Origin of the sequence: Enterobacter cloacae complex sp. P47BA, from assembly GCF_014930485.1 — a bacterium.
In the GTDB taxonomy this organism is placed as follows: domain Bacteria; phylum Pseudomonadota; class Gammaproteobacteria; order Enterobacterales; family Enterobacteriaceae; genus Enterobacter; species Enterobacter bugandensis.
This window is the reverse complement of the sequence record NZ_JADBRF010000001.1, coordinates 370,676-394,994: the sequence shown is the minus strand read 5'-3', so window position 1 is coordinate 394,994 and position 24,319 is coordinate 370,676. Positions and strand designations below refer to the sequence as shown.

Below are 24,319 nucleotides of genomic sequence, written 5' to 3'. Positions count from 1 at the left end.
GGTAGACATGTGAGAAAAATGCCATAATGCAGGAAACACCTTTGCAGGAAATGCATTAATGTCAGATGCCGGAAGCATGAACCTTCGCTCACTGCTGCTGTTTATTGCCGTCTATGAAACGCAGAACTTTTCCGTCGTTGCGCGACGGCAGGGCATTTCTGCCTCGCAGGTGTCGCGGATTATTCATCAGCTTGAAGACGCGCTCGGCCAGCAGCTGTTCTATCGCAATACCCGGGCGGTGATCCCCACGGAAAACGGGCATCTTTTTATCCGCTATGCCCGGGCGATGGTCGATAACTTCGAAGAGGCGCGTCGGGAGCTGGATGAACGTTCGACCGAACCCTCCGGCACGGTACGCATTAACGGGCCGGTATTTTTTGGACAGAGGCACGTTGCACCCGGCCTGGCAGGCCTGGCCGAGCGTTATCCACGGTTAACCATAGAGCTGACGCTGACCGATGACTTTATCGACCCGCACCGGGATGCCGCCGACCTCATTTTTCGCATCGGCACGCTGACGGACTCGACGTTCCACGCCCGCATCTTCGGGCAGCAGCGCTACCATCTTGCCGCGTCGCCCGCGTATATGCGTCAACACGGCGTACCGGCCGACCCGGCCGAGCTGAGCCAGCATAAATGCCTGGTGTATCGCGGTTCGTCTGGCCCTAATCGCTGGCTTGTGCGACGCAAGGGGGAGAATTGGGTGCACTATCCCGTCGCGCCGCTGATGACGTCCAATAATGCGGAGTCGCTGCTCATTGCCGCGCTGGGTGGAATGGGGATCGTCCTGTTTCCGGACTGGCTGATTGGCGACAGGCTGCAGCGGGGGGAGCTGGTCGCTCTTATGCCGGAAATGGCGTGCGCTATCAATACGGAGCCGCTGAATATTGCGGCGATCTATCCTCACGCACGTCATCCGCCCCTGAACGTCAGGGCGGTGATTGATTATTACGTGGCGTTTTTCGGCTCGCCGCCGTACTGGCAAACGTAAGGCGATTACGCGCCGAGCTCCTTGCGGATAATTTCTGCGCCAGCGCTAAGCGCTTTCAGCTTGCCGTTAGCCACCTGACGGGAGAGGGGAGCCATGCCGCAGTTGGTTGAGGGGTAAAGCTTGTCGGCGTCGACGAACTGCAGCGCTTTACGCAGGGTGTCGGCGACCTCTTCTGGCGTTTCGACGGTATTGGTTGCCACGTCAATCGCCCCAACCATCACCTTTTTACCGCGAATCAGCTCCAGCAGATCCATCGGTACGCGGGAGTTGTGGCACTCCAGGGAGATGATGTCGATGTTAGAGGTTTGCAGCTTAGGGAAGGCCTCTTCATACTGGCGCCATTCTGAGCCGAGCGTCTTTTTCCAGTCGGTATTGGCCTTGATGCCGTAGCCGTAGCAGATGTGCACTGCGGTTTCGCATTTCAGACCCTCAATGGCGCGCTCGAGCGCGGCGATACCCCAGTCGTTGACCTCATCAAAAAAGACGTTAAACGCCGGCTCGTCGAACTGGATAATATCCACGCCCGCGGCTTCTAATTCGCGCGCTTCCTGGTTGAGGATTTTGGCGAATTCCCAGGCCAGCTTTTCGCGGCTTTTATAATGCGCGTCGTAAAGGGTGTCGATCATGGTCATTGGCCCTGGCAGGGCCCATTTGATCGGCTTGTCCGTGAGTTGGCGCAGGTACTTTGCATCGTCCACGAATACCGGCTTCTGACGCGCAACGGCAGAAACCACGGTCGGCACGCTGGCGTCGTAGCGGTTACGAATGCGCACGGTCTGGCGATTTTCAAAATCGACGCCGCTCAGGTGTTCAATAAAGGTGGTGACGAAGTGCTGACGGGTCTGTTCCCCGTCGCTGACAATATCGATTCCCGCTCGGATCTGCTCGTCAAGAGACAGGCGCAGTGCATCCTGTTTACCCGCCAGTAATTCCTGATCCTGCAGTTTCCACGGAGACCAGAGCGTTTCAGGTTGCGCAAGCCAGGTCGGCTTAGGCAGGCTGCCAGCCGTAGACGTCGGGAGCAATGTTTTCATAATAAAAGACCTTTTTTGATGAATTAAAGCGTGTAGTTATCAGACCACTGCTCGAGAATATGTTTATAAGGCTTAATGAAATATTCTTCGGTAAATCGACCCTGTTCAATCGCCAGCCGGCTTCGCTCTTCGCGGTCATAAATAATTTTGGTTAATGAATGATCCTGCTGGTTCAGGTCCGGGCGATAAAACAGTCCCGCCGCCGAGTTCGCGTTATAAATTTCCGGGCGATAGATTTTCTGGAACGTCTCCATCGTGCTGATGGTGCCGATCAGTTCCAGATCGGTGTAATCGCTCAGCAAGTCTCCGGTAAAGAAGAACGCGAAAGGCGCCACGCTGTTCTCAGGCATGAAGTAGCGGACCTTCAGGCCCATTTTGGCGAAGTACAGTTCCGTTAACGATTCGCCATCCGGCGCGTACTCAATGCCCAGAACAGGGTGCTGGTTACCGGTGCGGCGATAGGTGTCTTTGCTCGAGACGCTCAGGCAGATCACCGGGCCCTTTCTGAAGTTCTCTTTGTATTCCGGCGAGTTCACAAAATGGCGGAAAATATTGCCGTGCAGTTCGCCAAACTTTTCCGGAATACTGAAGTGCTGCTGGTTCTTGTTGTGCTCCAGCAGCAGGACGCTGAAATCATAATCCCGCACGTAAGAGGAGAAGTTATTCCCGACAATGCCTGCGATACGCTGGTTATTTTTCTTGTCGACAATATACGTCTGCAAAATCTCGATGGCCGGGAACGGCTTTTCCGCGCCAATGTTCAAATCGACAGAGATGATTTCAAGCTCAACCGCGTAGCGATCGGCGGTCGGGTTATCCCAGCGCGCCAGGGCATTGAAGCGGTTGTTGATCATCACCAGCGTATTGCGCAGGTTTTCCTGACGTTTTTCCCCACGCGCCAGGTTGGCAAAGTTGGTGGTTGTACGCGTATTTTCTGACGGGTTGTAATTCTCATCGAAGCAACTGCGCTTAAGGGTATATGTGAAAGCTTTGCTCATTGTGGTTATGCATCCTAAGTTCATGTTGCTAAGAAGTTACTAATGCATAATTTATGCCTGAGCCTGTGGCGCAGGGGAAGTGACTTAATTTCAATGCAACATGAGGGAAGTTCATGAACAGGGAGACGCTGAGTGGAAACTTCAGATTGCTTCAGGCAGGGAAGTGAAAGAGTAAGGGGCATCGGGCCCCTTTGGGCTATGCTGTAAGACGTTCGTTCCAGGCGTCGCTGTGCATGATGTTCCCATCGACGATGCGCCAGCTAATTTTTTCATACTGCAGGCTTACGCTTTCAATCACACTTTATTCAGGGCGAACCAACCGTGTTTTGAGGGTGCCAGGAATGAAATAACTCTTTAGCTGAGCGGGTAGCAAAGCAGGCATTGCTATTGTTCTTCCTTCCTCGTCGCAAAATTCGACAAGATAGCCCAGTGTCGGAGTATCGAAAACCATAACAATCGTACCAACAGCCCCTTTTACCAGTCCTTCATCCGGTATATCCTCGTCTAAAACCACAACGTCTAATTCGGCTCTCTTCATTTTTGTTTTCTCATTTAACGAATAGGGTTGTCAGGCGAGGAACTAGCGCGTCAGTTTCATACATCCAGCCTGTACGCACGATCGCTGTTTCACCGTTGACGCCTAAAATGGGCATATCGACAGCCATTGTTTGACCGTAATTGTTGGCCTGCAACACTTTTGCTGGGACCGATAATACGCCTTCCTGAATTTTTGCTGCTAAAACATCTGCATTAGTTGGGTTATATCCCAGCGCTGACTCAAACACCCTGGCTTTGTGCCCACCTGTAGGATGTGTTGAATCTAAAGCATAGGTTGCGAGCTTTTTCGGATCGATAATGGCGTGTTCAGCGTTCACTAACGTACCGCTTTCAGATGTGAAACCTTTTACATAAGGGCTTTCAAACGTTGGTATTTTACTGAGACCCGATATTTCATCTATCTCGCTTAGAGGATTCAACCTGCCCATTGTTAATCCTGCTGCAACAGAGGCACCCGTAATAATTAACCCTTTGTTATTCATCACTTGATCGTAACCCGCTGGAGCATCCCCGCCAAGCTGCTGCGCGGTTTCATGAAACCCTTCAATGTTGCCGTTATATACACCGCCAGCGGCCAGCAGGCGGCCAACGGTTTTACTGTTCAGCGTTTTCCCCGATCGTGCTGTTGTTGGTCCGTAATAATCATAATGTATCCGTTGAGTGGGGGCAGGCTTCCTGCCTTGCCGATCGGCAATAACGTGCCGGTAGGCACTCATGATTGAGTCCTTATACCATGCATGCCAGGATGAGGCTGTAGGAGTAAACATCAGATCGCCGTTGTCGTCGATGTAAAATGGATTCCGGTCGCTGCTCCAGCGCCTGGAGGTATCTACACCAACAAGCCAGCCAATTTGCAGCTCGTGCTCAACCTCATCATAAATCGGATCTGCGTAGCCGCGACCTTTTCGCTCATACGGCCTTTTATATGGGAACACGCTGTATATTTTTTTGGGGAGACCAAAAGAGAGGCTTTGACCGTTAGCTTCATAAGACAGATCATAATGTATACATGCCTCTTTCAGCGAACCTGCCGGCGTGAGAATGTATTGAAAATCTCCAGGGCTTAATTGCCGTGTTAAATCATGTGACCGGTAGAGTCGGAACATGCCGAATCCTTATCGTTAAGCAACATTGTTTCTTTCAAGGGCATATTTTTTCATTCTTTAATAAGAAAAAGCAGCCTACGCCTGAAGCGAACACAGATATTCAACCCACATCATATTTATGAACTGCTCATTTTTTTTAAGAAAATAACCAGGCAATTTTTAACCATTTTTTTAGGCGTTAGCGTGAGTCTATGTTGAATCAATAATGAACCAGATTCAGGCAGCTAAACGGCATATCTGCTTCTCTGGTACACCATCCTCAATTCCCGCTATAATCCCCAAAATTTCCAACCGGTTTAGAAACGATCATGACAAAACTCACCTTACAAGAGCAGATGCTGAAAGCGGGCCTGGTCAGCAGCAAGAAAGCCGCGAAAGTGCAGCGCACGGCAAAGAAATCACGCGTTCAGGCACGTGAGGCTCGGGAAGCGGTAGAAGAGAACAAGAAGGCGCAGATCGAGCGTGACAGGCTGCTGAGCGAGCAGCAGAAGCAGGCCGTGCTGGCGAAAGAGTTTAAGGCGCAGGTGAAGCAGCTGATTGAGATGAACCGTATCACCGTGGCGAAAGGCAACATCACCTTTAACTTCACCGACGGTACGCTGATTAAAAAGATCGAAGTCGATAAGCAAACGCAGACCCAGCTGATCAACGGCCGTCTGGCGATTGCGCGCCTGGTGCTCAATGCTAACGGTGACTGCGACTACGCGATCATTCCGGCAGTAGTGGCCGATAAAATTGCCCAGCGCGATGCCGACAGCATCGTCTTAAACAGCGCGCTCAGCCAGGAAGAGCAGGACGAAGACGATCCGTACGCGGACTTCAAAATCCCTGATGATTTGATGTGGTAAACCGCATTCAGAACGGGGCGGCGTGACGGGCGTTAACCGGCTCTCCGCTCACGGGATGAATAAAATTCAGCTCGCTGGCATGCAGCATCAGCCGGGGCGCGTTTTCTACCCCCGGCGCGTCAAGACCGCCATACAGATCGCAGCCCAGAATCGGGTGTCCCAGCTGCTGGCAGTGAATACGCAGCTGATGGGTTCGCCCGGTCTCCGGGATCAGTTTCACGCGTGTTAGCGGCAGTCCCGCCCCCTGATAAAACCGTTCCACGACCTGATAACGAGAGCGGGCGGGTTTACCGGTGATGGCGCAGATCGACATCAGTGGAAACAGCGCCGGGTCTTTGGCAATCGGCGCATCAATAACCCCTTCATCATTTTCCACGTGGCCGCAAAGCAGGGCGCTGTAGCCTTTCTCCACGCTGCGCTGGCTGAACTGCTGGCACAGCGCCGCGTTGATGGCCTTATTGCGCGCAACCACCATCAGCCCGGACGTGCCAAAATCCAGACGGTGTACCAGCGTGCAGCCGGGGAACGTCTGCACCAGACGATAATGGACAGAATCGAGGTTTTGCGGGTTTTTGCCCGAGAGGCTGAGCAGGCCAGAAGGCTTATTAATCAGCAGCAGATGTTCATCCTGCCAGAGGATCTGAATGTCATCGTGACACGGTGGGGCAATAAAAGAATCAATGATCGCAGACATCAGGCCGCCCGGCTGGAGAGTGGGAGCGGATGATAACGAAATGCGGGGGAAAAGAAAAACCCTCCCACCGGGCGGTGAGAGGGAGAAGTCTTACGCTGCAACCAGGCTGTCGATGGCGGCTTTCGCGTCGGTCTGTGCTTTGGTCGCCACTTCCGGACCGTAAGCGATACCTTCCGCGAACACGAAGTTCACGTCAGTGATACCGATGAAGCCCAGGAAAAGGCTCAGGTACGGCGCAACCAGGTCGGTTGGGGTATCTTTGTGAAGACCGCCGCGGCTGGTCAGCACGATAGCGCGTTTGCCTTTTACCAGACCTTCAGGACCATTCTCGGTGTAACGGAAGGTTACGCCAGCACGCGCCACCAGGTCGAAGTAGTTCTTCAGCTGGGTTGGGATGTTGAAGTTGTACATTGGGGCGTTGATGACGATGACGTCATGTGCCTGCAGCTCAGCAATCAGTTCGTCGGACAGGGCCAGCGCTTCCTGCTGACGCGGGCTCAGTGGCGCATCGCTTGGGCGCAGCGCGCCAACCAGCTCGCCATCGAGCACAGGAATTGGGTTTGCAGCCAGGTCACGCACGGTGATTTCGTCAGCAGAATGCTGTTCACGCCACTGTTCAACGAAGTAATCAGACAGCTGACCAGACTGAGAGTACCCTGCCAGAATACTGGATTTCAAAACTAATACTTTGCTCATGGGTGATTCCTGTTGTTGCATTTGATTGAAGGGGGTTGCCCCGTTGCTTGTTGACACTCTATTCACAATCCTGCCACAGAGATAGCGCAATATATCGAAGCCTATGTTCGAATTTTTTGAATAAGGCACTAAAGGCGTCAGTGTGGTACTCTATAGCAATCATTAAAAAGAGAGTTTATCAGGGCGTGTACTGCCCTTTAACGCTATGACAGAACAACAAAAATTGACCTTCCCGATGCTCCTGCAACAGCTCGATTCTCTGACGCTGCGCGATAAACAGCGCTTCGCCCGCCGTCTGCACGGCGTGAAGAAGGTTAAAAATCCTGATGCTCAACAGGCCATTTACCAGGAGATGGCCAAAGAGATTGAACAGGCGGCAGGGAAGGTTGTGCTGCGCGAAGCCGCGCGACCGGCGATCACCTACCCGGAAAACCTGCCCGTCAGCCAGAAGAAACAGGACATCCTTGAGGCCGTCCGCGACCACCAGGTGGTGATTGTCGCGGGGGAAACCGGTTCAGGCAAAACCACCCAGCTGCCGAAAATCTGCATGGAGCTGGGGCGCGGGGTGAAGGGGCTGATTGGCCACACCCAGCCGCGTCGTCTGGCGGCGCGCACCGTGGCGAACCGTATTGCCGAAGAGCTGCAGACGGAGCCGGGCGGCTGCATCGGCTACAAGGTACGATTCAGCGACCACGTCAGCGACAACACCATGGTCAAGCTGATGACGGACGGTATTCTGCTGGCAGAAATACAGCAGGACCGCCTGCTGATGCAGTACGACACCATCATCATCGATGAAGCGCACGAGCGCAGCCTGAACATCGACTTCCTGCTCGGCTACCTGAAAGAGCTGCTGCCGCGTCGCCCTGATCTGAAAATCATCATTACCTCCGCGACCATCGACCCGGAGCGCTTCTCAAAACACTTCAACAATGCGCCGATTATTGAAGTGTCGGGCCGCACCTATCCGGTGGAAGTGCGCTATCGCCCGATTGTGGAAGAGGCGGACGATACCGAGCGCGACCAGCTGCAGGCCATCTTCGACGCCGTTGACGAGCTGGGCAACGAGAGCGCGGGAGACATTCTGATCTTCATGAGCGGCGAGCGCGAAATTCGCGATACCGCCGATGCGCTCAGCAAGCGCGACCTGCGCCACACCGAGATCCTGCCGCTGTACGCGCGCCTGTCCAACAGCGAACAGAACCGCGTCTTCCAGCCACACAGCGGACGCCGCATCGTGCTGGCGACCAACGTGGCGGAGACCTCGCTGACCGTACCGGGGATTAAATACGTTATCGACCCGGGCACGGCGCGCATCAGCCGCTACAGCTACCGCACCAAGGTTCAGCGCCTGCCGATTGAGCCGGTCTCCCAGGCTTCCGCTAACCAGCGTAAGGGCCGCTGCGGCCGCGTGTCGGAAGGGATCTGTATTCGTCTTTATTCCGAAGACGATTTCCTGTCGCGCCCGGAGTTTACCGACCCGGAAATTCTGCGCACCAACCTGGCGTCCGTTATCCTGCAGATGACCGCGCTGGGGCTGGGCGACATCGCGGCGTTTCCGTTTGTGGAAGCGCCGGACAAGCGCAACATTCAGGACGGCGTGCGTCTGCTGGAAGAACTCGGGGCGATTACCACCGACGAGCAGGCGAGCATCTATAAGCTGACGCCGCTGGGCCGCCAACTCAGCCAGCTGCCGGTCGACCCGCGCCTGGCGCGCATGGTGCTGGAAGCGCAAAAGCACGGTTGCGTGCGCGAGGCGATGATCATCACCTCGGCGCTCTCCATTCAGGACCCGCGCGAGCGTCCGATGGACAAACAGCAGGCGTCGGACGAAAAGCACCGCCGCTTCCACGACAAAGAGTCCGATTTCCTCGCCTTTGTGAACCTGTGGAACTACCTCGGCGAGCAGCAGAAAGCGCTCTCCTCGAACCAGTTCCGCCGCCAGTGCCGCGTGGATTTCCTTAATTATCTGCGCGTGCGTGAATGGCAGGATATCTACACCCAGCTGCGCCAGGTGGTGAAAGAGCTGGGCATTCCGGTGAACAGTGAACCGGCGGAGTACCGCGAAATTCATATCGCGCTGCTGACCGGCCTGCTGTCCCATATCGGGATGAAGGATGCGGATAAGCAGGAATATACCGGCGCGCGTAACGCGCGTTTCTCCATCTTCCCGGGTTCCGGCTTGTTCAAGAAGCCGCCGAAGTGGACCATGGTCGCGGAGCTGGTGGAAACCAGCCGCCTGTGGGGGCGCATTGCCGCGCGCATCGACCCGGAATGGGTTGAGCCGGTGGCGCAGCACCTGCTGAAACGCTCGTACAGCGAGCCGCACTGGGAGCGCGCGCAGGGCGCGGTGATGGCGACCGAAAAAGTGACCGTTTACGGCCTGCCGGTGGTCGCCGCGCGTAAGGTCAACTACAGCCAGATCGATCCGGCGCTCAGCCGCGAGCTGTTTATCCGCCACGCGCTGGTGGAGGGGGACTGGCAGACGCGCCACGCGTTCTTCCGTGAAAACCTGAAGCTGCGCGCCGAGGTGGAAGAGCTTGAGCACAAGTCCCGACGCCGCGACATTCTGGTGGACGATGAGGCGCTGTTTGAGTTTTACGACCAGCGCATCAGCCATGATGTTATCTCCGCCCGCCACTTTGACAGCTGGTGGAAGAAGGCCAGCAAAGCGACGCCGGACCTGCTCAACTTCGAAAAGAGCATGCTGATTAAAGAGGGGGCGGAGTCGGTCAGCAAGCTCGACTACCCGAACTTCTGGCATCAGGGCAACCTCAAGCTGCGTCTGACCTACCAGTTTGAACCGGGCACCGACGCGGACGGCGTAACCGTCCACATTCCGCTGCCGCTGTTAAACCAGGTCGACGAGAGCGGGTTTGAGTGGCAGATCCCCGGCCTGCGCCGCGAGCTGGTGATTGCGCTGATCAAATCCCTGCCGAAACCGGTGCGGCGCAATTTTGTGCCAGCGCCAAACTATGCGGAAGCGTTTCTGGGCCGCGTCACGCCGCTGGAACTGCCGCTGCTGGACGCGCTGGAGCGTGAGTTCCGCCGCATGACCGGTACCACCATCGACCGCGAAGACTGGAACTGGGATCAGGTGCCCGATCACCTGAAAATCAGCTTCCGCGTGGTGGATGATAAAAACAAAAAGCTGCTGGAAGGGCGTTCCCTCAGCGAGCTGAAAGAGGCGCTGAAAGGCAAAGTTCAGGAGACGCTTTCTGCGGTGGCGGACGACGGCATCGAGCAGAGCGGGCTGCATATCTGGAGCTTTGGCCAGCTTCCGGAAAGCTACGAGCAGAAGCGCGGCAACTATAAGGTCAAAGCCTGGCCGGCGCTGGTGGACGAACGTGACAGCGTGGCGATTAAGCTCTTTGATAACCCGCAGGAACAGCAGCAGATGATGTGGCGCGGGCTGCGCCGCCTGCTGCTGCTCAACATCCCGTCGCCGATCAAGTATCTGCACGAGAAGCTGCCGAACAAAGCCAAGCTGGGGCTCTACTTTAACCCGTACGGCAAGGTGCTGGATCTGATTGACGACTGCATCTCCTGCGGCGTGGACAAGCTGATCCACGAGGCGGGCGGCCCGGTCTGGACGGAAGAAGGTTTTGCGAAGCTGCATGACAAGGTGCGCGCCGAGCTGAACGACACCGTGGTGGAGATTGCCAAACAGGTCGAGCAGATCCTCACCGCCGTGTTCAATATCAACAAGCGCCTGAAGGGGCGCGTGGATATGACCATGGCGCTGGGACTGTCGGACGTGAAGGCGCAGATGGCGGGGCTGGTGTACCGCGGCTTTGTCACCGGCAACGGCTTTAAGCGTCTGGGCGATACGCTGCGCTATCTGCAGGCGATTGAAAAACGTCTGGAGAAAATGGCGATCGATCCGCACCGCGATCGCGCGCAGATGCTGAAGGTCGAAAGCGTGCAGCAGTCGTGGCAGCAGTGGTTAAACAAGCTGCCGCCGGCGCGCCGCGACGATGAAGATGTGCAGGAGATCCGCTGGATGATCGAGGAGCTGCGCGTCAGCTTCTTTGCCCAGCAGCTCGGTACGCCGTATCCGATTTCGGATAAGCGTATATTGCAGGCGATGGAGCAGATTTCCGCTTAACGTCCTTGCCCGGTTTTCTCCCTTTCCCTGTGGGAGAGGGTCGGGGTGAGGGCATCAGCCCGCACATTTTTTCACCCATTCACAATCGCCAGCGTAAACCCATCCCATCCCTTAACCCCCACCGTTTGCAGCGCGGTGGCGGTTAAGCGCGGGTTAACCCCCGTCATCTCGATAAAACGCCGTACGCCCAGCACGCGCGCGTCGTCGCTTTGCCCGTTAATGACCTCGCCGTCGCGGACCACGTTATCGCCGATAATCACCGTGCCGGGACGGGAATAGTGAAGCGCCCACTCCAGATAGCCGGGATTGTTTGGCTTATCGGCATCAATAAAGATCAGGTCGAACGGCGGAACGTCACCGAAATTCTCCAGCGAGTTCAGCGCCGGGCCTTCTATTAATTCAATACGATCGTTCAGCCCCGCGAGGCGAATATTCTGGCGGGCAACATCAGCATGCGTTGGGTCCGCCTCGAGCGTAATCAGCTTACCGTCCGGGGGGAGAGCGCGCGCCATCCAGATTGAGCTGTAGGCACCCAGCGTCCCGATCTCAAGAATGCGTCTTGCCTGCGTCATGCGCACGAACAGTGCCAGCAGCTGCCCCTGATTGGCGGCGACATCGTGTTCGGGTAGCCCGGCGCGCTTGTTGTTTTCCAGAACCTGGCTCAGTACGTCATCGTCAGGAATAAGTGACGAAATCATGAAATTATCAACTGCAGACCACTTTTGTTGCATAGATTGTCTCCTGAGGGGGAATCGCCGGGTGGCGGCTGCGCCTTACCCGGCCTACGTGACGAAATCCAGGCCCGTTAAACGCCTTCAGACATTGACCCAGCCGCCGCCCAGCGCTTTATACAAATCAATCTGCGCCAGCAGCAGGTTATTTTTGACCTGCACCACGTTGGTCTGGACCGAGTACAGCGTGCGCTGCGCGTCCAGCACGTCAAGATAGGATGAATAACCGTTGCGATAGCGGTTCTGCGCAATGCGCAGCGTCTCCCGGGCCACATCCTGCTGGGCAAGCAGCTCCGTCAGCTGTTCCTGATAGCGCGTAATGGCATCAAGGCTGTTGTTCACTTCGGCAAACGCGTTACGCACGGTTTTTTCATACGCATACAGCGCCTGGTTACGCTGGGACTGGGAAATATCCACCTGCGCGTTCAGCGCCTGGCGGTTCAGCAGCGGGGCGAGAATGCTGCCGCCTGCGCTCCAGAGCTGGAGCGGGTTGTCCAGCAGGCCGGAAAGGGTGCGATCCTGGATCGATCCGGTTGCGGTCAGGTTGATCGACGGCAGCAGGCTGGCGCGTGACGCGGCAAGCGAGGCATCAGCCGCAACCAGCTGTCGCTCGGCCTGCACGATATCTGGCCGACGATTCAGGAGCGTGGAGGGCAGCTGTGACGGCAGCGTGAGCGGCGTCAGCGCCGCAAAGCTTTCGCTACGCGCTACCGCACCGGGATTGCTTCCCAGCAGCAGGCTCAGGGCATTCTCCTGCTGCGCAATCTGATGCCGCAGCACGGGCACCTGCGCTCGCGTTGAGCGAAGCTCGGAATCCGACTGCATCAGCTCCAGGCGCGAACTGTAGCCCGTCTCAAGCTGGCGTTTGGCAAGCTTAAACGCCTCTTCGCGCGATTTCAGCGTGGACTCGGTCACCCGCAGTTGCTCGTCAAGCGAGAGCAGGGTGACATACCCGGATGCCACAGACGAGGCGACGGTCAAATCCGCGGCGGCGGCGGCGGCTTTTTGCGCCGCCAGCGAGGCTTCGGCAGCGCGCGAGGTGCTGCGGTTGACGCCCCAGATATCAACGTCATAGCTCGCCGTCAGGCTGCCTCTGTACAGCGTGCTGTAAACCGGAAGCCCAGTGGCGGCGGATTGAGAACGGGCGCGCGTCCCGGTTACGCCCGCGTCGAGCGAAGGAAACAGGCTGCCGTCGGCGGCAAAGACCCGCGCCTGATATTCGTTTATCCGCTCGCGGGCAATCAGCACATCGCTGTTATTTTTTAGCGCCTGGTCCACATAGCGGTTGAGGTTGTTGTCATGAAAATTGCGCCACCAGAGCTGTTCCGTCGGGCTGGCTGGCCCTGAGACGGCGCGCCATTGAGCCGGAATTTGCAGGGTCGGCTGCGCCGGCTTGACGTCAACGGACTGGCATCCGGCCAGCATGAGCGCCCCCACCAGCGCGGCTATCGGGCGAAGGATCATCACTTCGCCTCCCGCGTATCGATCGTCACCTGGACCGACATACCCGGACGCAGCAGCGCAGACTCTTCACGCTTACCGAGCACCTCAATGCGCACCGGAATACGCTGGGCGATTTTAACAAAGTTGCCGGTGGCGTTGTCCGGCGTGATGGCGCTAAATTCAACCCCGGTCGCCGGCGAGATGCTCTCTACGCGGCCCTGATACGCTTTGTTGTTTAAGGCATCGACGGTAAACTTCACCGGCTGACCGACGCGCAGCTCTGCCAGCTGGGTCTCTTTGATGTTGGCGATTACCCAGTGCTGCGGCGGTACCAGCGTAGTGAGGTGCGTTCCGGCGGTCACGTACGCGCCGAGACGCACGGCAATCTGGCCGAGCTGGCCGTCGCGCGGTGCGATAATGCGGGTATTTTGCAGGTCAATCTGCGCCAGCTCCAGCGCCGCTTTGGCGTTTTCAACATCCGCTTCCAGCGCACCGCGGTTCACAATCACCGTCTGCAGATCCTGACGCGACATCTCAAGCGTGGCTTTCGCCTGGTCGATATCCGCGCTGCCCTGAGCCGCACTGGCCAGCGCGGCATCGCGCTCGCGAATGGAAAGCGACCCATCCGCCGTCAGATCCTTCACGCGCTTTAAATCCGCCTGGGTTTTCAGGCTCTGGGCGCGGGCATTTTTCAGCGCGGCTTCATTTTTGGCAATGGCCGCTTCGGCGCTTTTCCGCTGCTGCAGGTTGTTATTCAGGGCGGCTATTTTCATCGCCAGCTGCGCCTCGGCCTGATGGACGCGCTGGCGATAGATGCGGTCATCGATCTGCAACAGCAGATCGCCTTTTTTGACCTGCACAAAGTCCTGAACCTTCACCTCGGTGATATAGCCGTTAACCTGGGGGCTGATGAACGTCGTCTGGCCGCGCACGTAGGCGTTGTCGGTAAACTGCGCGTGGCGGGTAAACGGCGGCAGCTGCCAGGCGTAAAGAATGACCAGCACGCCGACAATACCGATGGCAGCGGCGGTGAAAACGGAAACAATGCGCACATTTTTGCGGGTGTTGGCCTGCTCTTTGGCGGCATCCTGCTGACTCATAAACTCTCCAGAAATATTACAATTATTTGTTGCCGGTGGCGTTCTTCAGCGCCATACGGGCAGTAATGCGCAGGCGCAGCAAGCGCCATAAAATCCAGACCAGCGTGGCGGCAGCGATGCTTGCCGTCAGCAGATAAGTATCGTTGTAGGCCAGAATATTTGCCTCAAGGCTGGTCACCGTCTGTAGCTGGGTAATGGCCTGCGTTCCCAGCAGCGTACTGTCGCCAATCAGGCTTTTATACATCTGGGTATAAAGCTGAATCCGCTCGTTGACCAGCGGGTTAAGCGTGGTGAGCTGATCCGCCAGCAGGCTGGAGTGGTATTTCTCGCGCCAGGTCTGGAAGGTGCCGAGAATCGCCGATCCCAGCAGGCCGCCGAGGTTCTGGCTCATGCCAAACATGACCGAAAAGCTGACCAGGTTACGCGGGTCGGCAATTACCCCGCCAATGGCGGCCAGCATGGCGGGCGCCAGGAAGAAGGCGCTGCCGAAGCCCAGCAGGAACTGGCTGACCATCAGCTGATCCGGGCGGGTCAGGTTATTGGACTGGCTGTCCAGCAGCGAGGCAACAATCATCAGCGCCAAAGAGGTGATAATCGGCCACGCCAGCTTTGTAGGCTTAATGGTGAGGCAGCTGGTGACGATCCCGCAGACGATCCCGGCGAAAATAGACCACGCCAGATGGGTCATCTGCTCATTCTGTAACCCCACGTACTGCAGCCAGCCGATGACGCCGGTATTTTGCTCCGCCAGCACGATGCGGATGAGCAGCATGATCAGCCCCAGGCGAACGATGCTGCCGCTCGACAGCCAGCGGGTGTTCAGCAGCGGGTTGGCGCGGTTATGTTCAAACACGATGGCGGAAACAATCAGCACCAGCGATAGCGCCAGCGACCAGCCGATCCACGGCGCCTCAAACCACCAGTCAAGACGGCCTAAAGAGAGCACGGCGCAGAGCAGGGCCATTCCGGGAGCCAGTAAAAAGAAGGTGACAAAGTCTTTCTTCTCGAAGACCTTGCGTCGGTCACCCGGCGGCAGTTTTAAGGCGATTACGCAGGCCAGGGAGATTAGCGCCAGCCCCAGCTCAAAGAAATAGAGCCCGCGCCACTCGTCCAGCTGGAGAAGCTCAGTGGAAAACAGACGCGCCAGCGGAATAGCGAGCGACGATCCGGTGATCCCGATGGTAAGCGCCTTCAGGCGATGCTTCGCAGGCCAGGCCTGGATTTGGTAGTAAATTCCCAGCGAGCTGAGCGCGGCGGCCACCATCCCGTGCGCGGCGCGTACCATCAGCGCGGAGCTGAGGTCGTTAACGAACAGGTGGAAAAAGGTGACCAGCACGTACAGCACCAGAAAACCTTCCGTAAAGGCGCGCAGGCCGTACTGTTGACGAAATTTGACCAGCAGCAGGTTAATGGAGATGTTGGTCATCACATAGACTGCGGGCAGCCAGGCGATTTCGGTCGACCAGGCCCCGAAGGTCCCCTGCAGGTTTTGCAGGTTGGCGGTGACCACCGCATTGCCCAGTGCCCCCGTCAGGCAAACCAGCAGCCCAACGACGCCATAGGCGACGCGTTTTGGCGTACTGTGCTCGGGGGTGGAAGGCGAACCCAGCAGGGCGGGTTTCTCATGGGGCTGCCACTCGCGAGGAGCATAAGGGTCGCGTTCGGGCAGGCGCATAACGTCATTACCTTAGAAATGATTGAATAATTAGCGGGCTAGCGATTCTACGTCTGCCGCAAATGATAATTCAAGTGAATATGATTTGCGCATGTTAATCAAATGTACGAGAGAAATTTAAGGAAAAAGAGCGGCCCGCAGGACGGGCCGGGAAAGGTCAGAGACGTTCGGGCTGCGCCTCGACGAGAGTGGCACGCTTAACGCGGCTGGCGCAGAAAATCGCGATTAAGGAGATGGCTACCGTGACGGCAAGATACCAGGCCACCGGAACCCAGTCGCCGTCATATTTTGCCAGCAGGCCGGTCGCAATCAGCGGGGCGGTACCGCCAGCCAGCGCGGCACCCAGTTGATAACCGAGCGTAATGCCGGTGTAACGCACGTTTGCGCTAAAAATTTCAGAGCACAGCGTGCCGAGTACCGCCGTGACCGGTGCCCACAGCACACCAAAGGCGATCACCGTCGCGAGCACAATCCCCCACGTGGTACCGGTATTCAGCAGCATAAACCATGGCACGATAAACAAACCCAGGATAAAGACGCTCGTGGCATACATACGCTGACGGCCAATTTTATCCGAGAGCAGCCCCATTAACGGAATCATTATCGTGGCCACCAGGGCCCCCAGCGTCACGGCCTCCAGCGCCTGCGATTTTTGATAGGTTAGCGTGCTGGTGGCATAGCTCACCACAAACGTAGAGAAAATATAAAACGGCGCGGTTTCCACGACTTTGAGGCCGGCGGCAATCAGCACTTCACGCCAGTGATGTTTCAGCGTATCGCGCAGGGGAGCCTTAGCCACCTGACCGGACGCTTTCACTTTCTGAAAATCAGGCGTTTCATCAATATCTTTTCGGATCCACAGGCCGAGCAACACCAGAACAGAGCTCAGCAGGAACGGGATACGCCAGCCCCAGGAGAGAAAATCCTCTTCGCTGAACATCGTCATCAGCGACACGATAAAGGTCGCCATCAGCATGCCGATGGTGACGCCCGCCTGCGGAATGCTGCCGAAGAACCCTTTGCGTTTTTCAGGCGCGTACTCATAGGCCAGCAACAGCGCACCGCCCCATTCACCGCCGATACCCATCCCCTGAATGATGCGCATCAGGATCAGCAGCGCCGGAGCCCACATACCAATCATTTCATACGTGGGCAACAGGCCAATCATAACGGTTGCACCTCCCATCAAAGAGAGGGTCAGCACGAGGGTTTTTTTACGGCCAATGCGGTCACCGATGTGTGCGAAAAGTACCCCGCCAATGGGACGTATAAAAAAGGTTAATGAGAAAGAGAGATACGAGAGAATGAGTCCGATCACCGGATCGACCATCGGAAAAAAGATCTTATTAAAGACCAGCGCGGCCGCCGTACCGTAGAGGAAATAGTCAAACCATTCAATGGCGCTCCCGGTAAGGCTGGCGATTAACACCTTCTTATTTTTTCGTAATACCGTCGTCGTACTTTCATGTTCTGTCATGACCTGAAACCCCGCCACGTTGCTGATATATGAGGTGTCACCTGGCGCGCTTCAGGTGCAACCCGTGAAGATGAAAAAGGTTGTGAAATTGTTAAGCAACTTAGGGTTGGATGTTGCATTTAGCAAGCACTGGCGGGCTGAAACTGGTCAGATCACGGTTAAATTAGCAGCGTTGGCTGCTTTTTCATGACGCCTGTACAATACAATGTTTTGTAGGGCTGGAAATTAAAAGCACAATAGGCAGGTGCAACCCGATGATTTTTGGATGTTTCTGGTTATTTCAGAAAAATGGTAAATTAGCTGCTTCAACAACGTGAGGAGTTCACCATGGTTCAGCCCCATTTTCCCCTTCTGGCGAATGCCGCACTGGCGGCCATCAATACTGTCGGCGCATGGCTGGCGCAGGACGACCTGAGCATGACGCGTCAGGCCCCGGAGATTGATGCGGTGATTCTGGCTGGCAACGCGGTGATCCCAACCATTGACGCAGCCTGCAGTATTGCCTCTCAGAAAGACGTGCCGCTTCTGATCAGCGGTGGCATCGGCCATTCGACCCCGTTTTTATATGAAGCGATCCGCAATCACCCGCGTTATCACACTCTACCGGTCGCGGGACGGGCAGAAGCAAACATTCTTGCCGACATTGCGCGGGCGTTCTGGCAGATCCCCGAGGCGCGCCTGTGGGTTGAAGATCGCTCCACCAACTGCGGTGAAAACGCGCGCTTTAGCTGGAACATGCTGAAAGAGCGTCAGCGGACAAGCGGGCGCGTGCTGGTGGTGCAGGACCCAACGATGCAGCGCCGCACGATGGCGACGTTTGCCCGCGTGTGCCGCGATGAACCCGCATCACCGCAGTGGATCAGCCATCCCGGGTTTACGCCAGCGCTGCAAAACGGCACTGAGGGCGTAGAGTTTAGTGGGGGCAACGCCGGGCTGTGGCCCGTTGACCGTTATCTTTCACTGGTTATGGGGGAACTGCCGCGCCTGTATGATGACGTCAACGGCTATGGCCCGGCCGGGCGGGATTTTATCGCCCACGTTGCCTTTCCGGAGGCAGTGACTGCCGCGTGGAAACAGCTACAGCAGGATCCTGTCTTGAAGGGCGCACGTAAAATAATTTAGGCACGGAACAATCCCCTCGCCCCTTTGGGGAGAGGGTTGGGTGGGGAGAATCACAGCGCCGCAAACTTATCCAGCGTCCGCACCAGCTGCGTCACAAACCCATACTCGTTGTCATACCAGGCAACGGCTTTCACCAGCTGCAGATCTCCCGCTTCTGACACCTCCGTCTGCGTGGCGTCAAACACCGAACCATAGTGCGAGCCAATCACATCTGAAGAAACAATCTCGTCATCGGTATACCCGAACGATTTATTCCCCTGGGTCGCCTTTTTCAACGCGGCGTTGATCTCCTCGACCGTCACCTTTTTACCCAGAATCGCTACCAGCTCGGTTACCGATCCGGTTTTCACCGGCACGCGCTGGGCATGACCCTTTAGTTTGCCGCTGAGCGCGGGGATCACCAGGCCGATGGCTTTCGCCGCACCGGTGGTATGAGGAATAATATTTTCTGCCGCCGCCCGCGAGGCGCGCAAATCTTTCCCGCGCGGGCCATCCACCAGCGCCTGGGTGCCGGTATAGGCATGAATGGTGGTCATGGTGCCCACTTTAATTTCAAACGCGTCGTTCAGGGCTTTTGCCAGCGGTGCGAGGCAGTTGGTGGTGCAGGACGCGACGGAAATAATAGTATCACTGGCGTCAATGGTATCGTCATTCACGCTATAGACGATGGTCTTCATCTCACCCGCGGGCGCCGAAATCAGCACTTTCTTCGCACCGGCGTCCAGGTGCGCCCGCGATTTTTCTTCTGAGGTATAAAAGCCGGTGCACTCCACGACGATATCCACGCCCGCGGCTTTCCACGGAATGTGCTTTGCCTCTTTTTCGGCGTACACCGCGATGGTTTTACCGTCGACAATCAGCGCATCCTCGGTGAAGTCCACGCTCCAGGGGAAGCCACCGTAGTTGGAATCATGCCTGAGCAGGTAGGCCAGGACTTTCGGGGAGGTGAGGTCGTTGATGGCGACGACGGTATTGCTGTCCTGGGTTTCAAGAAGGCGGCGCAGCACAAGGCGTCCAATGCGTCCAAATCCGTTAATGCCAATTTTACTCATGGTGTTCTCCTGTGAACGTGTCAATACGACAGTTTGAACTCATCCAGGCTTAGACCATCACGGGCAGGGCAGCAATTGAAGATGCTTCATGCGAGGGGAAGTATTTGAAAAACCATACAGAAAAGTTAATGAATTTTTAAGGAAAGGAGATTATGTTGGCGCGGTGACTGTTTATTTCAGGAAATCCCATGCGCACTAAATATACAAGCCTGCAAATCACGATTCACTGGCTGGTGTTTTTGTTAATCGTCGTCGCCTACTGCGCGATGGAATTCAGGGGCTTTTTCCCGCGTTCCGACCGACCGCTTATTAACATGATCCACGTCTCCTGCGGCATCTCGGTTCTGGTGCTGATGGTGGCGAGATTGCTGATCCGCCTGAAGTTTCCCGCACCGCCCATTCAACCTAAACCCAAAGCGATGATTACCGGGATGTCCCACCTTGGGCATCTGATCGTCTATCTGCTGTTTATTGCGCTGCCGCTGATTGGCATTGTAATGATGTATAACCGTGGAAACGACTGGTTCGCCTTTGGTCTGGCGATGCCTCACGCGGCGGAGGGGAATTTTGACCTGGTGGATGTGCTGAAGGAGTGGCACGTTACGCTGGCAAACCTGGGCTATTTCGTGATTGGTCTGCACGCCTTTGCGGCGCTGATGCACCACTATTTCTGGAAAGATAATACTCTTTTGCGCATGATGCCGAATAAGCGTCAGTAGTCTTTAACTCGTGCCGGGCGGCGCAGCGCCACCCGGCTTGTTTTTTAACCCAGAAGAGCACGCTCTTCATCAGTTAACGCCAGCGTCTGCGTTGACCCCGTCTCTGACGATTTCACCGCCGCTTCCAGAACAGCCATAACCGCTAACGCCTCGACAGGATGAACGGGATTGGCGATCTTCCAGAGCATCGCATCCCGCACGTTGATGTAGTACTGCCGCTGATCGCCCTTTGGCGTGGCAATCGTTTGGGGTTCACCATCAGCTCCGAAGAACACCATGCTGTCGTCGTCTTCGCCCCAGGCGTCGCTGCCGGGGATTACGCCAGCCAGCAGCTGCGCTTCCTGCTGATCGATTCTGGCTTTCACCACGCTGCCTTTGTCCCCGTGAACGGTAAAGCGCGCCGTACCGCCAGCCACCAGCATGCTGGCATGCAGAACCACCTTATGATCCGGGTAATTGAGGACCACGTGCGCCCAGTCGTTAACCTCTGCGCCGTCGCGCAGCGTGGCGATATTTCCCTGAACAGACTCTGGCAGGCCAAACAGCTGAAGCGTCTGGTCGATCAGGTGAGGGCCCAGGTCAAACCACAGACCGCTGCCGGGGACGTTCTGCTCGCGCCAGCGCACGCGCACTTCCGGGCGGAATCGGTCAATATGCGACTCCAGATGTTTAACCTTGCCAACCGTGCCTTGCTCAATAATCTGCTTAATGCCGAGGAAATCACTGTCCCAGCGGCGGTTGTGGAAAACGGAGAGCAGAAGCTGCTTTTCATCCGCCAGGGCAATCAGGTGCCGGGCTTCCTGCATATCCAGGGTGAAAGGCTTATCCACGACCACGTGTTTTCCCGAGTTCAGGGCCAGCGTCGCCAGCGGCGCGTGGGTGGCGTTAGGGGAGGCTATGACCACCAGGTCAACATCAGGATGTTGAATGGCTTCTTCGGGCTTGGCTACCACCAGCACATCCGGAAGATCGCGCTTCACTTTCTCTTCATCACGGGAAGAGACTACCGCCAGCTTGAGCCCGTCCACGGACTGGATCAGCGGGGCATGGAAGGTTTTACCGACAAAACCATACCCGATCAGCGCAATGTTGATTGTTTGAACTTTACTCATGACCTTCTCCACGTTATTGCGCGCACACCGTGACCCGTAATGCGCCAGGGTCCCCAAGCTCAGGCCAGGGACGATCTAAAAAGAGTTGATGAATATCGGTGAGCCCGGAGACCAGATACGGCTCGCAGCGGTTAACTTTCAGGTGATCGGCAACAATCCAGTGTGCATGGCTTGCGGCGAGCATCGCGCGTTTCACCTCGGCATCCGCTTCTTTACCGGCACTCAAACCGAGTTCGGCATGAAGAGCGCACGCACCGAGAATGGCGATATCGGCCCGATAGCGTGACAGCAGGGACAACGTGGCGCTGCCGGCAAACAGGCGCTGCTTCGGGTCCCATTTTCCGCCGAGCAGAATAAGCTCAATGTCTTCCCGGTCGCTAAAATGCTGGGCGATATCCAGCGAGGTAGTGATCACGGTGTGAGGCCCCTGCAAAAAAGTGGCTACGGCCATCACCGTACTGCCGGCATCCAGAAACAGGGTAGAACCCGGCGGAACCGCCTGCGCGACCTGTTTCCCCAGACGCTGCTTGGTTTCCGGCAACAGGGTATTGCGGCCCTGACGATTCATGGCCGAAAGATTCAGAGCAATAGCCCCGCCGTGATTCTTCTGGGCAAGCCCCTGATTTTCCAGATCGGTCAGATCCCGACGAACGGTGTCCGCCGAAACCTGCAGCTTTTCTGCCAGCTCGGTGATGCTGGCCTGACCTTGTTCACTGAGAATATCAAGGACATAGCGTTGACGTGCGGTTTTGTGCATGGGCAGCAATCCTGCAAAATGTCGCAATAAATTGCATAATACAGCATTTTGACGCAGAAGGAAGGAGTATCGTAAACCAGGTTGATGTTTAATTATTGGAATTATATTAAGCGGATATCATTAAGCCGTTCTGAATGTTAACCACAGTGTTAATGTTATGTTTTAATCAACGATTTGGGTTATGTAACCACTGTATTGTGATTAACTGGTGGGATATGCTGATATTTAATTAAAATAAAGCATTTAATGTCTGATTTATGTTTTTTATTAGAATTATTTTTCAACAAATTGATGGCTCTTACTTAAGTTGACACTTCTTTGAAAATCTTTGTGTCTGACCCGCTCAGAAATTAACGCAAAAATGTGCGCAGAGGAGATTAAGAATTTTCCTTAAATTACAGTGTGTTTTGATGTTTCATCTGAAAGGCTACTTTCGGAGTTTTGTCCAGAAACCCCATGTTTTTTCTTATATGTAACACCGCATTAACATTGTGGGTGTAGTGGCCTATACCACATTTTGTTATGCTGCAAATCAACTTATGAAATAAGTAATTTCTTAAATTTAATAAGACAAAGGCGGATCTCATCTCCATCGGAAATGGGTATGGGGAGCTTTACCTGAAATTTAGCGAGGAAGTTAAATAAGATATTTGTCTAATTATCTGTACCTCTTTTTGGGTAATTTCTTGAGTATCACTCAGAGTCAGGGAGATAAAATGACGATATTACGCAAGCCTGTTTCACGCCAATTTATAGCTACGCTGGCGTTAATTTCACTAGCCCTGAATACGGCTTATGCCAATAGTGGCGCGGTAGGTATTGCCCCGATGGCAACGACGACCTTAAAGGAAAGTATTCTTTTCGCTATCGATCGCGATCCGTCAATTAGCCAGCAGGCCGCGCAGTTAGGTATTGGTCAGGCGCAAATAGACGAGGCGCGCAGCGGCTGGATGCCGCAAATAGCGTTGAACGGGAGTACGGGGCATAGCCAGACCACCGATTCCAGCGGTTCGCTGAAGAACTCTGCGGCCTGGGGAGTGAGCCTGACCCAGCTGATATACGATTTTGGCAAGACCAACAACAGCATCAGCCAGTCTTCCGCACAGCGCGATAGCTACCGCTACCAGCTGATGAGCACGCTTTCTGACGTGGCGGAAAAAACGGCGCTCGGCTACGTGGAGGTCAAACGTTATTCCGACCTGCTACAGGCGGCAAAAGAGAATGTTCAGGCACTAAAAAACGTGGAGCAGCTGGCAAAACTGCGCGCCGATGCGGGCGTGAGTTCCACCTCCGATGAACTCCAGACCCGCACGCGTATTGCCGGCATGCAGGCGACGGTGGCGCAGTATAACGCCGCGTTGAACAGCGCCCGCGCAAGGCTTGCGGTATTAACCGGAATGCAGGCAGATCATTATTCGCCGGTACCCGCAAACCTCGCCGTTGAGCCGGATTCGCTTAACCGCATTGATTATTCGTTAATACCGGCGGTAATGGCCGCGCAGAATATGGAACGTTCGGCCCAGTATGGCGTTGAAACAGCGAAGTCCCAGCACTGGCCAACCCTGAGCCTGAAAGGGGGACGCACGCGTTACGAGTCGGACAACCGCTCATACTGGGACGACCAGATCCAGCTCAATATTGACGCACCGCTTTATCAGGGCGGCGCGGTATCTGCACGCGTGCGTCAGGCTGAGGGCGCCCGGGCGATGGCGTCCTCTCAGGTCGATCAGGCGCGTTTCGACGTGCTGCAAAAGGCCTCCGTCGCGCAAGCTGACTGGACCGGCGCACGGGGAAGAATGGAGGCCGGGAAACGGCAGCTGGAAAATGCGCTGCGGGCCCGCGAGGTTTATAAAAATGAATACACCCTGAGCAAGCGGAGCATTAATGATTTGCTCAGCGTTGAGCAGGATGTCTGGCAGGCCACGTCGGCGAAAATAATCGCCGAGTATGATGGCTGGAGTTCGGCAATTAATTATGCTTCCGCGGTTGATAATTTAATGCCGCTTATTGGAATAGAGAAAAACGCTGCCGCAAAATTACCCGATTTGAGTTAACAAAAGCCACGCATAGCTGCACGAAATAAGTCTGAAGATAATGG

Annotated in this window: 20 protein-coding genes and 2 pseudogenes; 7 read left to right on the top strand and 15 right to left on the bottom strand. The window is 55.7% G+C overall.

Annotation, left to right across the window (positions count from 1 at the left end):
* Positions 1-58 precede the first annotated feature (58 nt).
* Entirely contained in the window at positions 59-991 is a 933-nt protein-coding gene (locus tag IM299_RS01795; protein WP_193356928.1) for a LysR family transcriptional regulator, read from the top strand.
* Positions 992-996: 5 nt separating this feature from the next.
* On the opposite strand, the gene IM299_RS01790 is transcribed toward IM299_RS01795, so the two are convergent.
* The 5 genes and pseudogenes from IM299_RS01790 to IM299_RS01770 all read right to left on the bottom strand — a co-directional run bounded on the left by IM299_RS01790 (position 997) and on the right by IM299_RS01770 (position 4,687).
* The gene (locus IM299_RS01790; protein WP_041910105.1) at positions 997-2,025 is read right to left on the bottom strand and encodes a methionine synthase; all 1,029 of its coding nucleotides are present in this window, start codon (positions 2,023-2,025) and stop codon (positions 997-999) included.
* Between the two features lie 23 nt (positions 2,026-2,048).
* Positions 2,049-3,023 (bottom strand): DUF1852 domain-containing protein, encoded by a 975-nt coding sequence (locus tag IM299_RS01785; RefSeq protein WP_193356927.1) that lies wholly within the window; start codon positions 3,021-3,023, stop codon positions 2,049-2,051.
* A gap of 196 nt (positions 3,024-3,219) precedes the next feature.
* A pseudogene (locus IM299_RS01780) lies at positions 3,220-3,318 on the bottom strand (type VI secretion system tube protein Hcp); the annotation flags it as partial.
* A gap of 18 nt (positions 3,319-3,336) precedes the next feature.
* Positions 3,337-3,561, bottom strand: a pseudogene (locus IM299_RS01775) (DUF4926 domain-containing protein); the annotation flags it as partial.
* Between the two features lie 10 nt (positions 3,562-3,571).
* Entirely contained in the window at positions 3,572-4,687 is a 1,116-nt protein-coding gene (locus IM299_RS01770) for a DUF6883 domain-containing protein (RefSeq protein ID WP_193356926.1), read from the bottom strand.
* A 308-nt stretch (positions 4,688-4,995) separates the two neighbouring features.
* Between IM299_RS01770 and IM299_RS01765 the strand changes: the two genes are divergently transcribed.
* Complete coding sequence (locus IM299_RS01765; RefSeq protein WP_023618053.1) at positions 4,996-5,535, top strand: DUF2058 domain-containing protein; 540 nt, start codon at positions 4,996-4,998, stop codon at positions 5,533-5,535.
* A 7-nt stretch (positions 5,536-5,542) separates the two neighbouring features.
* Here IM299_RS01765 and IM299_RS01760 read toward each other — a convergent pair whose 3' ends face one another.
* Together IM299_RS01760 and azoR are read right to left on the bottom strand one after the other, a co-directional pair.
* Positions 5,543-6,229, bottom strand: a complete 687-nt coding sequence (locus IM299_RS01760) for an RluA family pseudouridine synthase (protein WP_193356925.1) — start codon at positions 6,227-6,229, stop codon at positions 5,543-5,545.
* 90 nt (positions 6,230-6,319) lie between these two features.
* Entirely contained in the window at positions 6,320-6,925 is a 606-nt protein-coding gene (gene azoR / locus IM299_RS01755; RefSeq protein WP_193356924.1) for an FMN-dependent NADH-azoreductase, read from the bottom strand.
* A gap of 205 nt (positions 6,926-7,130) precedes the next feature.
* Here azoR and hrpA point away from each other — a divergent pair, with 205 nt between their 5' ends.
* Positions 7,131-11,033 (top strand): ATP-dependent RNA helicase HrpA, encoded by a 3,903-nt coding sequence (hrpA, locus tag IM299_RS01750; RefSeq protein WP_193356923.1) that lies wholly within the window; start codon positions 7,131-7,133, stop codon positions 11,031-11,033.
* Between the two features lie 71 nt (positions 11,034-11,104).
* Here the strand turns inward: hrpA and IM299_RS01745 are convergent, their stop codons facing one another.
* The 5 genes from IM299_RS01745 to IM299_RS01725 form a co-directional block, all read right to left on the bottom strand.
* Positions 11,105-11,764 carry an O-methyltransferase gene (locus tag IM299_RS01745; RefSeq protein ID WP_193356922.1) on the bottom strand — a complete coding sequence of 220 codons (660 nt, stop codon included), beginning with the start codon at positions 11,762-11,764 and terminating at the stop codon, positions 11,105-11,107.
* An 84-nt stretch (positions 11,765-11,848) separates the two neighbouring features.
* Positions 11,849-13,228, bottom strand: a complete 1,380-nt coding sequence (locus IM299_RS01740; protein WP_193357056.1) for an efflux transporter outer membrane subunit — start codon at positions 13,226-13,228, stop codon at positions 11,849-11,851.
* A complete protein-coding gene (locus tag IM299_RS01735; RefSeq protein WP_193356921.1) occupies positions 13,228-14,307 on the bottom strand; it encodes an HlyD family secretion protein in 1,080 nt (359 codons plus the stop codon). The genes IM299_RS01740 and IM299_RS01735 overlap by 1 nt, the downstream gene beginning before the upstream one ends.
* Before the next feature lie 22 nt (positions 14,308-14,329).
* Positions 14,330-15,982, bottom strand: a complete 1,653-nt coding sequence (locus IM299_RS01730; RefSeq protein ID WP_032644875.1) for an MFS transporter — start codon at positions 15,980-15,982, stop codon at positions 14,330-14,332.
* A 157-nt stretch (positions 15,983-16,139) separates the two neighbouring features.
* The gene (locus IM299_RS01725; RefSeq protein ID WP_047365486.1) at positions 16,140-17,459 is read right to left on the bottom strand and encodes an MFS transporter; all 1,320 of its coding nucleotides are present in this window, start codon (positions 17,457-17,459) and stop codon (positions 16,140-16,142) included.
* A gap of 64 nt (positions 17,460-17,523) precedes the next feature.
* Here IM299_RS01725 and IM299_RS23035 point away from each other — a divergent pair, with 64 nt between their 5' ends.
* Complete coding sequence (locus IM299_RS23035; protein ID WP_255344340.1) at positions 17,524-17,649, top strand: hypothetical protein; 126 nt, start codon at positions 17,524-17,526, stop codon at positions 17,647-17,649.
* Positions 17,650-17,786: 137 nt separating this feature from the next.
* Entirely contained in the window at positions 17,787-18,581 is a 795-nt protein-coding gene (locus IM299_RS01720; RefSeq protein ID WP_193356920.1) for a YdcF family protein, read from the top strand.
* 50 nt (positions 18,582-18,631) lie between these two features.
* Here IM299_RS01720 and gap read toward each other — a convergent pair whose 3' ends face one another.
* Entirely contained in the window at positions 18,632-19,633 is a 1,002-nt protein-coding gene (gene gap, locus IM299_RS01715; RefSeq protein ID WP_028013079.1) for a type I glyceraldehyde-3-phosphate dehydrogenase, read from the bottom strand.
* A 188-nt stretch (positions 19,634-19,821) separates the two neighbouring features.
* On the opposite strand from gap, the gene cybB reads away from it, so the two are divergent.
* On the top strand, positions 19,822-20,352 hold the full coding sequence (cybB, locus tag IM299_RS01710) for a cytochrome b561 (RefSeq protein ID WP_032644876.1): 531 nt from the start codon (positions 19,822-19,824) through the stop codon (positions 20,350-20,352).
* A gap of 44 nt (positions 20,353-20,396) precedes the next feature.
* On the opposite strand, the gene IM299_RS01705 is transcribed toward cybB, so the two are convergent.
* Both IM299_RS01705 and IM299_RS01700 read right to left on the bottom strand, forming a co-directional pair.
* The gene (locus IM299_RS01705) at positions 20,397-21,464 is read right to left on the bottom strand and encodes an oxidoreductase (RefSeq protein ID WP_193356919.1); all 1,068 of its coding nucleotides are present in this window, start codon (positions 21,462-21,464) and stop codon (positions 20,397-20,399) included.
* A 13-nt stretch (positions 21,465-21,477) separates the two neighbouring features.
* A complete protein-coding gene (locus IM299_RS01700; RefSeq protein ID WP_028013082.1) occupies positions 21,478-22,221 on the bottom strand; it encodes a DeoR/GlpR family DNA-binding transcription regulator in 744 nt (247 codons plus the stop codon).
* 716 nt (positions 22,222-22,937) lie between these two features.
* Between IM299_RS01700 and IM299_RS01695 the strand changes: the two genes are divergently transcribed.
* Positions 22,938-24,275, top strand: a complete 1,338-nt coding sequence (locus IM299_RS01695; RefSeq protein ID WP_041910078.1) for a TolC family outer membrane protein — start codon at positions 22,938-22,940, stop codon at positions 24,273-24,275.
* Positions 24,276-24,319 lie beyond the last annotated feature (44 nt).

Bases quoted from the DNA above. Each gene is read 5' to 3' on its own strand.
- IM299_RS01735 (WP_193356921.1), bottom strand. From the start codon at position 14,307: ATGAGTCAGCAGGATGCCGCCAAAGAGCAGGCCAACACCCGCAAAAAT.
- IM299_RS01695 (WP_041910078.1), top strand. From the start codon at position 22,938: ATGACGATATTACGCAAGCCTGTTTCACGCCAATTTATAGCTACGCTG.
- azoR (WP_193356924.1), bottom strand. From the start codon at position 6,925: ATGAGCAAAGTATTAGTTTTGAAATCCAGTATTCTGGCAGGGTACTCT.
- IM299_RS01765 (WP_023618053.1), top strand. From the start codon at position 4,996: ATGACAAAACTCACCTTACAAGAGCAGATGCTGAAAGCGGGCCTGGTC.
- cybB (WP_032644876.1), top strand. From the start codon at position 19,822: ATGCGCACTAAATATACAAGCCTGCAAATCACGATTCACTGGCTGGTG.
- IM299_RS01740 (WP_193357056.1), bottom strand. From the start codon at position 13,228: ATGATCCTTCGCCCGATAGCCGCGCTGGTGGGGGCGCTCATGCTGGCC.
- IM299_RS01745 (WP_193356922.1), bottom strand. From the start codon at position 11,764: ATGCAACAAAAGTGGTCTGCAGTTGATAATTTCATGATTTCGTCACTT.
- IM299_RS01790 (WP_041910105.1), bottom strand. From the start codon at position 2,025: ATGAAAACATTGCTCCCGACGTCTACGGCTGGCAGCCTGCCTAAGCCG.
- IM299_RS01720 (WP_193356920.1), top strand. From the start codon at position 17,787: ATGGTTCAGCCCCATTTTCCCCTTCTGGCGAATGCCGCACTGGCGGCC.
- IM299_RS01725 (WP_047365486.1), bottom strand. From the start codon at position 17,459: ATGACAGAACATGAAAGTACGACGACGGTATTACGAAAAAATAAGAAG.
- IM299_RS01705 (WP_193356919.1), bottom strand. From the start codon at position 21,464: ATGAGTAAAGTTCAAACAATCAACATTGCGCTGATCGGGTATGGTTTT.
- IM299_RS01770 (WP_193356926.1), bottom strand. From the start codon at position 4,687: ATGTTCCGACTCTACCGGTCACATGATTTAACACGGCAATTAAGCCCT.
- hrpA (WP_193356923.1), top strand. From the start codon at position 7,131: ATGACAGAACAACAAAAATTGACCTTCCCGATGCTCCTGCAACAGCTC.
- IM299_RS01730 (WP_032644875.1), bottom strand. From the start codon at position 15,982: ATGCGCCTGCCCGAACGCGACCCTTATGCTCCTCGCGAGTGGCAGCCC.
- IM299_RS01700 (WP_028013082.1), bottom strand. From the start codon at position 22,221: ATGCACAAAACCGCACGTCAACGCTATGTCCTTGATATTCTCAGTGAA.
- IM299_RS01795 (WP_193356928.1), top strand. From the start codon at position 59: ATGTCAGATGCCGGAAGCATGAACCTTCGCTCACTGCTGCTGTTTATT.
- gap (WP_028013079.1), bottom strand. From the start codon at position 19,633: ATGAGTAAAATTGGCATTAACGGATTTGGACGCATTGGACGCCTTGTG.
- IM299_RS01785 (WP_193356927.1), bottom strand. From the start codon at position 3,023: ATGAGCAAAGCTTTCACATATACCCTTAAGCGCAGTTGCTTCGATGAG.
- IM299_RS01760 (WP_193356925.1), bottom strand. From the start codon at position 6,229: ATGTCTGCGATCATTGATTCTTTTATTGCCCCACCGTGTCACGATGAC.